This is a genomic window from Methylacidimicrobium cyclopophantes (assembly GCF_902143385.2).
Taxonomy (GTDB): domain Bacteria; phylum Verrucomicrobiota; class Verrucomicrobiia; order Methylacidiphilales; family Methylacidiphilaceae; genus Methylacidimicrobium; species Methylacidimicrobium cyclopophantes.
The window spans coordinates 1-12,745 of record NZ_CABFUZ020000129.1; the positions used below are offsets into that span (position 1 = coordinate 1).

General features: G+C 60.1%; 14 protein-coding genes. 2 read left to right on the forward strand and 12 right to left on the reverse strand.

What is annotated here, in order from left to right; all coding sequences use genetic code 11:
* From mpl to FN369_RS05985, 3 genes are all read right to left on the reverse strand, one after another.
* The coding region (gene mpl / locus FN369_RS05975) for a UDP-N-acetylmuramate:L-alanyl-gamma-D-glutamyl-meso-diaminopimelate ligase (protein WP_342799713.1) at positions 1–1,436 on the reverse strand (1,436 nt) is incomplete at its 3' end.
* Between the two features lie 12 nt (positions 1,437–1,448).
* On the reverse strand, positions 1,449–2,162 hold the full coding sequence (locus FN369_RS05980; protein WP_142525280.1) for a hypothetical protein: 714 nt from the start codon (positions 2,160–2,162) through the stop codon (positions 1,449–1,451).
* Positions 2,152–2,670: a nucleoside deaminase gene (locus tag FN369_RS05985; protein WP_142525281.1), complete on the reverse strand. Its 519-nt coding sequence runs from the start codon at positions 2,668–2,670 to the stop codon at positions 2,152–2,154. Before FN369_RS05985 ends, FN369_RS05980 begins: the two co-directional genes overlap by 11 nt.
* A gap of 239 nt (positions 2,671–2,909) precedes the next feature.
* Between FN369_RS05985 and ygfZ the strand changes: the two genes are divergently transcribed.
* Positions 2,910–3,791, forward strand: a complete 882-nt coding sequence (gene ygfZ / locus FN369_RS05990; protein ID WP_142525282.1) for a CAF17-like 4Fe-4S cluster assembly/insertion protein YgfZ — start codon at positions 2,910–2,912, stop codon at positions 3,789–3,791.
* 259 nt (positions 3,792–4,050) lie between these two features.
* On the opposite strand, the gene FN369_RS05995 is transcribed toward ygfZ, so the two are convergent.
* The 7 genes from FN369_RS05995 to FN369_RS06025 form a co-directional block, all read right to left on the reverse strand.
* Complete coding sequence (locus tag FN369_RS05995) at positions 4,051–4,473, reverse strand: hypothetical protein (protein ID WP_142525283.1); 423 nt, start codon at positions 4,471–4,473, stop codon at positions 4,051–4,053.
* Positions 4,474–4,510: 37 nt separating this feature from the next.
* Positions 4,511–4,864, reverse strand: coding sequence for a tetratricopeptide repeat protein (locus FN369_RS06000; protein WP_142525284.1), 354 nt, complete (start codon positions 4,862–4,864; stop codon positions 4,511–4,513).
* Between the two features lie 204 nt (positions 4,865–5,068).
* Positions 5,069–6,598, reverse strand: coding sequence for a uroporphyrinogen-III C-methyltransferase (cobA, locus tag FN369_RS06005; RefSeq protein WP_142525285.1), 1,530 nt, complete (start codon positions 6,596–6,598; stop codon positions 5,069–5,071).
* Entirely contained in the window at positions 6,595–7,530 is a 936-nt protein-coding gene (hemC, locus tag FN369_RS06010; RefSeq protein ID WP_142525286.1) for a hydroxymethylbilane synthase, read from the reverse strand. The genes cobA and hemC overlap by 4 nt, the downstream gene beginning before the upstream one ends.
* Entirely contained in the window at positions 7,527–8,594 is a 1,068-nt protein-coding gene (hemA, locus tag FN369_RS06015) for a glutamyl-tRNA reductase (protein WP_142525287.1), read from the reverse strand. The genes hemC and hemA overlap by 4 nt, the downstream gene beginning before the upstream one ends.
* A gap of 125 nt (positions 8,595–8,719) precedes the next feature.
* Positions 8,720–9,523, reverse strand: coding sequence for a cytochrome c biogenesis protein CcsA (gene ccsA, locus FN369_RS06020; RefSeq protein ID WP_142525288.1), 804 nt, complete (start codon positions 9,521–9,523; stop codon positions 8,720–8,722).
* 16 nt (positions 9,524–9,539) lie between these two features.
* Entirely contained in the window at positions 9,540–10,001 is a 462-nt protein-coding gene (locus FN369_RS06025) for a GatB/YqeY domain-containing protein (protein WP_142525289.1), read from the reverse strand.
* Positions 10,002–10,059: 58 nt separating this feature from the next.
* Here FN369_RS06025 and FN369_RS06030 point away from each other — a divergent pair, with 58 nt between their 5' ends.
* Positions 10,060–11,178 carry an LptF/LptG family permease gene (locus FN369_RS06030; RefSeq protein ID WP_142525290.1) on the forward strand — a complete coding sequence of 373 codons (1,119 nt, stop codon included), beginning with the start codon at positions 10,060–10,062 and terminating at the stop codon, positions 11,176–11,178.
* Between the two features lie 31 nt (positions 11,179–11,209).
* On the opposite strand, the gene FN369_RS06035 is transcribed toward FN369_RS06030, so the two are convergent.
* Positions 11,210–11,506: a hypothetical protein gene (locus FN369_RS06035; RefSeq protein ID WP_142525291.1), complete on the reverse strand. Its 297-nt coding sequence runs from the start codon at positions 11,504–11,506 to the stop codon at positions 11,210–11,212.
* A 57-nt stretch (positions 11,507–11,563) separates the two neighbouring features.
* On the reverse strand, positions 11,564–12,670 hold the full coding sequence (locus tag FN369_RS06040; RefSeq protein WP_142525292.1) for a M24 family metallopeptidase: 1,107 nt from the start codon (positions 12,668–12,670) through the stop codon (positions 11,564–11,566).
* Between the last annotated feature and the right edge of the window lie 75 nt (positions 12,671–12,745).

Here is a 12,745-nt window from a genome sequence, read left to right on the forward strand (position 1 = left end):
TGGCGCCGCCGTAAGGCAGCCGCCAGTTTCTCCTGAATGCCGTCAAACCCTCCATTGCTGAAGACCGCAAGAACGTCTCCCTGTTCGGCCAGATCGGCCATGTGGTTCGCAATGGCGCTCGCGTCGGGTTCGAAAAACGCAGGCTTCCCTTTCCGCCGAAGATCTTCGATGACTTTCCGAGGGTCGAGCCGATCCACGTCGGGAAGCTGATCTTTTCTGGCAACATCGGCGAGAAAAACGCCGTCGGCGCCGTCCAACGCATCGGGGAGCACCCGCTGAAACACCGCCCGACGCGTGGTGTTGCTCCTCGGCTCGAAAATCGCCCAAATGCGCCTCTGCGGGAATCGGAGCCGGAGCGATCGAAGCGTCTCCCGAATGGCCGTAGGATGATGGCCGAAGTCATCGATCACCGTAATTCCATCCACCTCGGTGCGGATTTCTCCTCGCCGGCGAACGCCCAAAAAGCCCGGCAACCCCTCCTCTGCGATCGACTCGAGAGGAACTCCCCCATGGACGGCTGCTGCGACCGCCATCCCCGCATCACGGACGTAGAGTTCTCCGACCAAGGGGATGCGAAGTCGGCGCCCAAACATTTCAAACTCCGAACCCTCTTGGTTGTACTCGATGGCGCGGATCGGAATGTCCGCCCGCGGACCGAGTCCTACCGTCGTCACGGGGGCCGGACTTCCTTCGCAGACTGCCAGACTGTTCGGATCGTCCGCATTGACGATGACCCGCCCGTTCCTCGGCACCAAATGAATCAACCGTCGAAACGAGAGTTGAATCGCTGCAAGGTCCGGAAAGATGTCCGCATGATCGAATTCGATATTGTTGATGACGACGACTTCCGGCAGGTAATGGAGGAATTTGCTCCGCTTATCGAAGAAGGCGGTGTCGTATTCATCGCCTTCCAAGATCCAAACATCGCCTTTCCCTTTGCGAGCCCCGGCACCGAAATTGCCGGGCAGTCCACCAATCAAGAAAGACGGATCCTTCCCTGCGGCAGCAAAGAGCCAAGCAAGGAGGGACGCCGTCGTCGTTTTCCCATGGGTACCGGCCACCACGAAGTTCCGCGTTTTCCGAAGAAAAAGGAATTTGAGGAGTTCCGGAAGGGAAAGATAAAACCGCTTATCCTCGAGCACCGCCTCTAGCTCGGGATTTCCTCGCTTGATCGCGTTTCCCACGATGACGATCGCTTCGGGCTCCGACGGGAGGTTTTCCGGTCGATATCCTTCGTGCAGGACAATTCCACGGGAGGCCAAAAATGTCGAAAGCGGCGGATAGACGTTTTCGTCGGAGCCGCCTACCTCCCACCCCTCTTCCTGCACCATAGCTGCGACCGCCCCCATGGCCGTACCGCAGATGCCGAGGAAATGCAGGGGGGCTCGCCCTTCCGCCGCCCCGGCGGAAAACCCGCTTGGGAAACTAGGTATCAACGCCGGTTCCCCTTAAGACAAGCCGCCGAAGTCACCGATTCCCAGCGTCGATTGGCTCTTTACGAAATCATCGATGGCCCGGAGCGGGGGGGTCGGCAGAGGGAAAAACCCTTCCCATCGGCGAACCAGCTTTTCCAGTCCGCAACTCAAGAGATTGAAGCGCCAGCGCACCGACTCGACCACATACGGATCAAAGCTGCAAAAGCCGACATATCGCTCTTGGCAGGCGAGACCCTCCGGTTCCCCGTTTCCCTTTCCCCGTCCAAGTTGCTTGCAGCAAACGAGGGCGGAATGGTCCGCGCCCGAAAAAAGAAAAAGTCGATACTTGGCTAGTCGCGGATGCACCGAGACCACGAAGTCGATTTTGGAGCAACGCTTGGGCGGCGTTCCCGGGGCCCAAACGCGAACGCGGCACGGCTTCTTTGCGAGCTGCGCATATCGATCCCGCAAAGGCAGAAAGGCATCAAGATCGGGGAAAAGCACGATCAGCTCTCCTCCTGCGGATTGAAACGCCAGCTCTTCCACTGCGTGCCCCATCGCACGCACCTGATTTCCTCCGAAGACGTAGAGCTGATCTTCCCTGGGTGCTTCTACCAAAGAATCGGGGGTCAACCGACCGTTTCCAGTTGCGCGGAGGCGGACGGCGTAACGCCCCGGACAGTACAACGGCAAGGAACAGCAGAAGGCCTGCTGGAACGCACGAACGACCCCGGCATCATCCCCCATAAAAGCGACTCCCTAAGTAACGCGCCGCTCTCGCGGAAGCAACTGACTTTTTCCTTCGGCGCACCGCGGTAAAAAACCGTTGCAGAAGAGCAAGCGATTCCCCAGCCAACAGCCCGCCTGAGACATCCACCCGCCTGTTCGTTCCTTCGCACAGCCGCCATCGGCTTTCGACGGCCCCGAAGCGCGGATCGGCCAGACCGTAGACGATTCGTGAAATCCGCGTTTGGAGTGCCGCACCCGCGCACATAGGGCAAGGTTCCTTGGTTACATAAAGCGTGCATCCCTCCAACCGCCAATCCCCGATTCGCGCTTGCGCTTCCCGAAGCGCTTGCATCTCCGCATGTGCCAGCGCATCCCGGAAGAGCTCCATCGAGTTTCCTCCTTGCCCGACGATCCTGCTTCCGCAGACCACCAAGGCCCCCACGGGGACCTCCCCTTTCTCCGCGGCCGAACGGGCCTGCTCCAACGCCGCTTCCATCCAGCGAATGTCCTCCGCTCCCGCTTCCATCTTTTCTCCGCCGCCCCGAGCCTATGCCAGTCGGCGCGGCCACGCCAGTTCCACCTGCCCTTGTCTCTTCGGAAGCTTCGGAGCTTCTTCGACTCTTTCCTCGAAGAAGAGTCGGCCGGAACCGCTGAGAACCTTCTGCCGCAGCTCCCGCCCGGGCGAGCAACGCAAATCCAAGACCTATCTCGCCGAGGAAAGTGGACATTTCCCGGAAAACAGATTTCCTATAGGAAAAGGCTTCTATGGATCCCGAACGACTCTACCACGACATCCATTCGGGCAGAATCGCGAATGCGGTCGTCTCCGATCGTACCCTCTGGAAAGTGACCGGCACGGACCGCGTCCGCTATCTGAACGGCCAAGTGACCAACGATGTGGGCCTTCTCAAGGCCGGCTCCACGATCTACGCCGCAATCCTCACACCGAAAGGGAAGCTGCTTGGCGATCTTTGGATCGGTGCCACGGACGACGCGCTCTGGATTGACGGACCGACTTCGGAAAGGGATATCCTCGAGACTCGGTTGCGTCGATTCCTCGCCGCCGACGACGTCGAGTTCGAACGGTTCGATGATTGGAGGCTTCATCGCATTTTCACCCCATCGTCATTCGCTCTCCCTCCCGACGCGGTCGCCTTTCGCAGCAACCGATACGGTCTACCCGGCTGGGATCTCTGGACTGCGTCGGCTATCGCCGTCGACGCGGGCCCTCCCGTCCCCGCGGCGCTCTTGGAATCGTTTCGCCTGGAAGCGGGACTACCGCAGTGGGGAGCGGAGCTTCACCCGGGCGACCTTCCTCAGGAGGTCGGATTGGATCCTCTGGCAATTTCCTATCAAAAGGGCTGCTATGTGGGTCAGGAAGTCATATCTCGCGTCCACCATATCGGACATCCCAACCGGGCGCTCGTCCTCCTCGCCGCGCCTCCGCTCGTCGAGAAGCTCCAAAAAGGTGCCGGCCTATGGCGCGACGGAGAAGAGGTCGGCAGAATCACCAGCGTAGCCCATTCGTTCGCCCGAAGGGCCTCGATCGCACTCGGCATCGTCAAACGCGTCTCGGCCGCGCCCGGAATCCAATTGCGGAGCGGCGACTCTCTCCTCAAAGTCATCGAGCCCCTGCAACCGCGCTAAGAACCGTTCTCACGACTTTCGAATCGGCCGCGAAGTGCCGACGGTCCGATTCGAGAGCGTTGCCGGAGCTCCGGCAACGCTCTCCGAGCAGATCCTGCCAGGAGAGAACCTCCCACGGGTCTGCCTGCTGGGATCCGCCGTGGCAGGAGGTGCGCGGAGAATCGAGGAGGGGCGGGGTGTCGCAAAAAGGGACGGATGCTGCGACGATCTCTTCCATTCGCATCCGCGTTCCCTCTTGGGAGCTCGCACTCTCCCCACTTCACGTACCGGAAGTCGCATCGTGGTCGGTTTTCTCCATTTGGGCCGGAGTATAGATATAGCGCCCGTCTCCACCCTTCACCAAATTCGCGACCTTCTTTCCCGTCGTGTAAAACCAACTATACAAATTATTGGCCTTTACTCCCAGCTTCGCAGAAAGTTCCTTTACAGACAACCCTTGGGATCCCGCCTCCTCCAAGGCGTCGAGCACTGCGGCTTTTAATTTTCCAGGGTGCCTACCCGCCTTTCCGGGAATACGCCCTCTGGTCGCGGTCGTTCCGCCGCGGCTGCGACGGCGGCCTTCCGCCGGCAAGTACTGCAGCCTCCTATTGATCTCAGAGACCTTCTTGAGGAGACCTTCCTTCTCCTGCACGAGCCTTGCGATCTCGCTAAGCTGTGCACTCGTAATCTGTGTTAGCCTCATGTCCCTACTAATACTTACACTGAGAACCGATGCAATATCATTTTTCTTCGCTCTGCTGCTCACTCGCTTGTTTCTTCCACGAATAGATTCTTGCTTTGAGAGCCGCCTGCTCCGCTTCCGCAATCCGTTCCTGCTTCTGATAGGCAAGCGAAAGCGTGGTCCAGACCAGAGGCTCCTCCGGCCGTAGGCTCGTTGCCCGTAGAGCGGCATCGATCGCTTCTTGATAGGCTCCGATCTTATATAGAGCGACGGCCAAGGCATGCTGCGCATCAAAATAGGAGTTGTCTTCGGTAGCGGCTTCTCGATAGGCAGCAACCGCCCGTTCCAAGTCCCCGACGGCAAGCGCTTGATTGCCTTTCTCCACGAGCTCCCGTGCGCGAAGGTCCACCATTCCCCTCCTTCCGTTCTATGAGTGTTCTTTGGAAGCCATTTCCCGGCTGGATCCGATCGGCGTAACGGCGCTCTCTCTCGCTCCACCCCTTCCGGAGAGACTTCAACAAGGGAAGAATAAGAGAAAGATCCGGTCCGTCGACCGAAAATGGCCGGCGGCAGACAGGAAAGCATCCCACTTCTGCTCGACGGTCACACGATCCACTTATCGTCCTTTCTGCACAAGGTGAAGAAGGCACGTTACCAGTCCATCGATGGAGTGCTCTCCAGCCTCTGCGAACACCGAGATTCCGAGTCGCTCCAGCGATCGGGAAGTGATCGGACCGATGCTCAATGCCCGAGGGGAAAGAGCCGCTTTCGCCGGTTGAAGGCCAAGCTTCTGCCAATTTTCGGCTGCGCTCGAACTTGCAAAGAGAATCCAATGGGCTCCCTCCTCCAAGTACCTGGCTCTCGCCCCCGTCGGATCCTCGTTCTCCGGCTCCGTATCGTAGAGCACCCACTCTTCCACCTCGGCACCGAATCGCCGCAGCGTGTCGGCCAACTCCGGGTTGCCAAGAGCGCTGCGAGCCAGACAGAGCCGAGAGCCGGCCAACTCCTCCGGCCGGAAGCAGCAAGCCAGCGCCGCCGTCGTATAACTTTCGGGCATTCGGTCCACCGAGAGATAGAAGCGTCGGATGGCCTTCGCGGTAGCGCTTCCGACCGCGGCAAATCGCAGTCTGCCGAGCGTTCGCAAGTCCCCGGTCGCCTGGAAAACGTGGCTCAGGAAGAGGTCGGCGCCCACCGGGCTTGTGAGGATGACCCAGGAAAAATCCGAGGCCAAGCGGCGGATCCACGCCCTCTCTCTCTCGCCGAAGGGACGAGGGACGATCCGTATGGTCGGGATCTCCAGAACGTCGGCCCCCACCTCCCGCAACCGCTTCCCCAGAATGCTCGATTCCGATCGGCTTCGCGTGATTACGACACGTTGCCCCGAAAGAGGCAGCTTTTCCCGCCAAGGAAGCCGATTCCTCAGCTTCACCACGTCGCCAACCACGACGACAGAGGGAGCCTGGAGGGGAAATTCGCCGCTCGCCGCTTTGCCCAGAGTGGACTCCCTCACCTCTTGCCTTCCCAAAGTTCCCCATCGAATCGCCGCGATCGGACACTGATCCTGAGCTCCGCCTTCAAGAAGCCGTTGACAGATTTCCGAGATTCTCTCCGCTCCCATCAGGATCACTTTCGTTCCCGCCAGCCTGCCCAAGGCGGCCCAATCCACCGATGCTTCCAATTTCGCCGGATCTTCGTGGCCGGTCGCAATCGTTACGGTGGAGGCGATCCCTCGTTGGGTAAGCGGAATTCCGGCATAGGCTGGAGCGGCCAACGCCGAGCTGATGCCCGGCACGACTTCGAAGGGGATCCCTGCCACGGAGAGTGCCTCCGCCTCTTCGCCGCCACGCCCGAAAAGGAATGGATCTCCTCCCTTGAGACGAACGACCTGCGCTCCTTCCGAAGCACAGCGGACAAGGTGCTCTTCGATTTCCTTTTGAGAGAACGCTTGCCGTCCGCTCGATTTCCCGACGAAGATCTTCCGCGCTTTGGGATTGGTCCACCGCAACAGTTCGGGAGCGCTCAGGGCATCGTAAAAGACATAGTCGGCCCGAGCGAGAAGCTCTCGCCCGCGGAGCGTCAAGAGCCCTGGATCGCCAGGCCCAGCTCCGACCAGATAGACCTTTCCTTCCGGTTTTCCCCCGCTCATTCGATCTCCTTGTCGCCGCCGTGCGCAGATCCCGTTTCGCTCAGGAGCTTCTCCGCCAGGGCTCTTCCGAGGGATTCCGCCTCCCGCGCCGGCCCTACGATCCTCCTTCGGTAGTTCCTCCCCAGAGCTTCGACCCAAACTATCCCTTCCAAGACGAGCTCGTGCCGCTCCACGGTCGCCTTCGCTCCCACCGCCGAACGGCACCCGCCGCCCAGGCTCCGCAAAAATGCTCGCTCGGCGGCCACCTCCCAACCTGCACCCTCGTCATGAAGCAATCGAAGAAGCCCCACGGCCTCCTTGTCCTCGGCACGCGCCTCGATGCCCAACGCTCCTTGGCCCGGCGCCGGCAACAGGACCTCGAAGGAGAAAAAGGAGAAATGCAATTCACGGTTGAATAGCCCTAGCCGCTTCAATCCCGCGGCGGCAAGGACCGTCCCGGCCCAATCCGGATTTGCTTCGACCTTCCGCAAGCGGGTATCCACATTCCCTCGGATTTCGCAAAAGGAGAAATCCGGTCGCAGCTCCTGGAGCTGTCGTACCCTTCTCGGGCTCCCCGCGGCCACCGTCGATCCGGCAGGAACAGCCTCCCAATGGGGGAAGCTCCGACTCACCCAAACGTCCCGGGCATCTTCGCGCGGGGAAACGGCAGCGAGGGTTAATCCTTCTGGGAGCTCGGTCGCGAGATCTTTCAAACTATGGACCGCGATATCGATCTCCCGGCGGAGCAGGGCGCTTTCCAGCTCCTTGGTAAAGATTCCTCTGCCGGGCAAAGTCTTTTCTCCCCGCTCCGACCAGCGATCCCCGGACGTTTCGAGAAAGGCGATCGTGAAGCTGCGACCGGTCGACGAGCCTTCGAGAGTGTTCTTCACCCATTCCGCTTGGACCCTAGCCAGGCCGCTTCGACGGCTTCCGATGACGAGCGACCGCATCATGCCGTCCGAAAGTCTCTCATGACATCCGAGCCATGCGAGCGTTTTTGCCTCTGATCCGCCCACTGTGCAAAGCGTTCGATGTAAGGCTCCAACAGCCGGCGGCACCGGACGATTTCGGCGGCTCGGTCCTCTAGATTCTGTCGGGCGATCAGTTGCAGGTCGTCGATATTATACAAGTAAACCCCGTCTAAAGAATGGACGGATGGGTCGATATCCCGAGGGACCGCCAGGTCGATGAGAAAAAGGGGGTCCCCCTTCCTTCTCTCCAGCAAAGGAAGAAGCCTCTCTCGAGTCAGAATGTAATGAGGAGCCGATGTCGAGCTGATCACGATATCGACGCTCACGCTCCGGTCCAAGAACTCCGACCAGTGAATCGCCTCCCCATGGAGCTCTTTCATGAGCTCGCATGCGCGATCATAGGTTCGGTTCGCGACCAGCAGGAGGCTCACCCCGCGCCCCTCCAAGGCACGCAACGTCTTCTCGCTGGCTTCCCCGGCTCCGAGCACCATGACTGATCGCCCCGCGAGGTTCCCAAAAAGACGTTCGGCGAGTTCCACGGCAACGGAGCTGACCGAAACGTTTCCGCGAGTGATGAACGTTCTCGACCGTGCCGCCTTCGCGGCGGAAAAGGAGGTCTGAAAGAGGCGGTTCAGCCAGACTCCGGTCATCTCCATTCGATGAGCAGCCTCGTAGGCCGCCTTCACTTGCCCGAAAATCTCGGTCTCTCCGATGACCATCGATCGAAGACCGGAAACCAGCTCGAAGAGATGGTCGATACAGGCGCGTCCTTGACGGAATTGGGAATAGGCATCCCAATTCGCCGGATAGCCGTGATAGCTCTCCAAAAAGCGTGCCCATCCCGCTCGGCATCGATTCGCATCCTGGGTGATACCGACGTATTCGACGCGGTTGCAGGTAGAAAGGAGCACCGCCTCTTCCAAGCCCAGCTCCTGACGCAGGAGAGGGAGCGCGCGGCCCAGCTCCTCGCCGCGAAAAGCAACGCGCTCGCGGAGCTCCAAAGGGCTTTTCTCATAATTCAGCCCGCCACCCACGAGAAATTGCATATCTCCCCGTCTCCGATCTTCCTCTCCGGTTTCCGTCCGGAGCGGGACGCGACGACTTCGCCCCTCCGCTTCTCCCGCCTGGAGACGCTCCGGCGCGCGAGCGGAGTGCCGCCGCTCATTTCAGGTTACATCCGAAATTGATGGGCACGACTCCAATTGTTGATGAGCCAAAATGTCAGCATTACGAAAAGAAACCCCCATACCATGCCCTGGGCGACCCGTCGCTGGCGCCAGCCGAAGACGCTTCGCGCGCACACCAAGACAAGATAGAGCAGCCAGACCCCGACTGACCAGAAGAGCTTTACCCAATCCCAGCTGCCGCGGATCGAGAGCGACACTCCGGCAAGAAGGCCTACGGTAAGCAACACGAAGCCCAAATTCAGCAACCTTCTTTGCACGACGAGCAGATCTCCAAGAGCGGGAAAGGTATAAAACCACCCGGCCAGGCGGCGGCTCTTGAGTGTTTTGTCTTCGAAAAGATAGAGCAATCCGGCGATCGCCCCGATCCCCAACGCTCCATAGGCCAGAAGCAAGAGAGTTCCATGGACTTCCAACGGCCATCCCATCTTGGGCAACGGCTTCGCCCGATCGATCGGGGCGATCAACGCGGCAAAGTCCAGAAGGGAAACGACCGGCGCCGTACAGAACCCGAGCACGGAGAGCCGATAGGCCGATCCCACGAACAGGTAGACCAGGAGCAGCGCCCAGCCCAAAAAGGCCACCGTCTCCAGTAAATTGGTGATCGGGCAATGGCCGATGCTTTTCCCTCGAAAGTAGAGGAAGAGCGACTGACTTCCCAAGGCGGCCAGAAGAAATAGATCCACCATCCGGCTCCCTTCCTTGGCACGCGAGCCGAGCGTATAAGCCCCACGCAAGGCGCCAAGAAAAGCGAAGAGCCCGGCCAACCCCAGCCAGAACCTCTCTTCCATCCTTCGCTTGCAGCTCTTAGGAGCCTTGGGAGCCCAAAAGCCGCTCGGCTATCTCGCGGATTTGTTTTCCGTCGGCCCGTCCCTCCGCCCGTTGCAAGGCGGCTTTCATTACCGCACCCAGTTGAGACTTACCCGTGGCTCCCGTTTCTCGGATCGCCTCCCGCACCAGGACTTCCAACTCTTCGGGCGTAAGAGGCACCGGGAGGAACTCCCGAAGCACCTCGATTTCGTCTTCCTCGTGTCGGACTAGATCCTCTCTCTGACCGCTCCGGTAGCGCTCGATCGAATCTTCCCTCTTCCGAATCTCTTTCGCAATCACGGCGACGACCTCCGGATCGGTCGGATCCCCGGTCCGCTTTTTTTCCAAGCCGGCATACTGGATCGCCGACTTGAGCATCCGTAAGGCAGAGGTCCGGGTCGCATCCCGTTTTCGCATTGACTCCTTGAGTTCCTCGTTGATCCTTAGAAAGAGCGACATCACCAGAAGCTTAGCACCCCCTGCTCGTCCGAGGTAGCCGGAAAATCACGCAAGACCGATGAAAACGCTCTACCGCCTTCTTTTCCTCGACCTTTTGAAGATCAGCCTGACGAGCACCGCCATTCTGACGTTCTTCCTCGTCCTGGCGAATGTGTTTCGGGACGTTGCCGATCTCATCATCAATCACGAAGTCCCGCTCTGGGTGATCGCCAAGCTCGTCCTCTCTCTCGTCCCCTTCGTGTTGACCTTCACTCTGCCCTGGGGGCTTCTCATGGCGGTTCTCTTTCTTTTCGGCCGGATGTCGCAAGACCACGAGTTGATCGCCTTGAAATCGGCCGGAATCGGCATCGGTCCGCTGCTTGCGCCCGTGATCTGGTTCGCACTCGCCTACAGCCTATTTAGCTTTTCGATCAACGCCTACGTCGGTCCCAAGAGCCGCCATGCGTTCAAAGAGATCTTTTCCGACGTCCTTTTACAAAATCCTCTCTCGTTCTTCGAGAGCGGGAAGTCGATCGACCAGTTCGATGGCTTCCGTCTTTACGCGGGCAAACGCACAGGAGCTCGTCTTCACGACGTCTACATATGGGAAGTCGACAGCTCCCTCCGCCCTCTGCGGGCCATTCGCGCCGATGAGGCGGAGATCAACGCCGACATGCCTCACCAGCGGATCATCCTCACCCTGCGGAACAGCCGGCAAGAGGAGCGGAGCGTCGCCAACCCCGAGGACGTGCAAAGCATCGTTGCCGGCTCCCGCGCCCTTCAGGTCCCCTACGAGATCTCGCTGGGCACCCTCTTCGATCGCCTCACCGTCCGGAAAAGCATTGGGCTTTCGACCCTCGGGGAAATCGGGCAGCAGGTTCTCGGACGCCAAGCACCCTCTCTTGGCCCCAATGCCACGCCGATTCTGACCGAGCTCCAAAAGCGCCTCGCCATCTCCCTCTCCTGCTTTACCTTTGCAATCGTCGGCGTACCCTTGGCAATCCAAGTGCACCGAAGGGAAACCTCCGTGGGGGTCGCCTTGAGCCTCGGGATCGTTCTCGCTTACTACGCGATCGTGCTCTTGGCCGACGCTCTGAAGGCCAAGACCCACCTCTTCCCGGAACTCATCATCTGGATGCCGAACTTGGTCTTCCAGACCATCGGCTTTCTTCTGATTTGGCGAGTGAACCGGAGATAAGGGGCCGCGCGCCGGCCGTCGCCGGCTATCTCTAAGGAACGAAGGGTTCGTCGGGCTGGAACTGGGGAATTTCCGGGAAGTAGGGCTCCGGAGTAAACGGCTCTTCGGAAGGCCCCTTCGGCTCTCCCGGCTCCACCTTCCCTCTTTGCGTTTCTCCCGGCTGCTGACCGGGCCGCTCCTCCGGTTCCTGACCCGGCTCCGGATCGTCCGCCGACTGGAGCCGTTGGATATCTTGGGCCGGCAGCCCGAAGAGCCTTCCCGTCACGATCGTTGCCGCGCATCCCAACAGACATCCGAAGAGCAGGCCACGAAGGATACGAGTTTTCATCGGGCTCCGCCTTCCCGGCGGCTCAATCTAAACTCCACCACGCTTTCGATCAAAGCGTCAAGGAATATGAAAGGTCTCCCTGCAACGGGTGAGGTTGCGAACTCCGTTTTTTTCCACGACGACCAGATCTTCCAGCCGCACGCCGCCGATGTCGGGATAATATAGGCCCGGCTCCACCGTCATGACCTGACCCGCGCGAAAACGGCCCGCTGCGAACCGAGGAGGCTCGTGAATCTCCAGCCCCAAGCTGTGCCCGGTTCCATGGAAAAACCCGACCCATCGCCCTTCCCGCTGCAGGGTGGGATATCCCGCTTGGGCGAAGCGGCGGACGAGCTTGCGATGCAGCGCTCCTCCGTCCACCCCCTCCCGCATCCTCTCCAATACCCATCGCTTCCCCTCGGAGACGGTGTCGTAGAGACGCTGCAGGGCTTCCGAGGGCTCCCCTTTGACGAACGTACGGCTCAAATCCCCGTAGTAACCGCTCGCCTGGCTCCTGGGGAAGAGATCGATTACGATCGCCTCGCCGGCATGCAGGGGTCCGTACCCCTGTTCGTGTGGATCGCAGGCCTGCGTGCCCCCGGCAACGATCGAGTGTTCCGCAATGCCGCCCCGCTGCGCGATCACCGCTTCGATCTCACCCCGCAACCGTTCCGAAGTGAGCTCCCCTCCTTTCCACCGGAGCACCTTCTCGGAGTCCGCACGGCTCTCTTGAAGTATTTCCCGAGCTCGTTCCATTCCCGCTTCGGCGATCCGCAAGGCCTCCGTGATCCACTCGATCTCTTCGGAGCTCTTTTGCTGGCGCTCCGGGAAAAACGGTCCTCGCCGAATGCGAAACCGCAGGCCTTGCTTGCCGGCCCGATCGGCGATTCCCAGGGGAAAGGTTTCGGGAACCTCGGCGACTCGAAATCCGAGCTTGCGGGCCAAGGCCAAAAGAAGCTCGGCAGGATCCGATCGCCTCCCCTCCTCGGCGACAAGCTCTTCGGTCGGGATTACTTCGTTCACGCGCGCCATCCTTCGGGCGCGATCGATCTCGAGCGGTCCCAAAGCCGCATAGGTCCGTCCACCCTTTTCTATCCAGAAAAACGGATCGGGGATCACCATGCGGACCGCATAGCGCAGATCCGCCTCCCGCTCGCTCGAACCGTACAGAACCCTGGCCGGCATATCGTAATATCGTATATCGTCGATCCCTTTTTCTTTGACGAGCCCACGCAATTCCCGAGCCGGTCTTTGGAGACC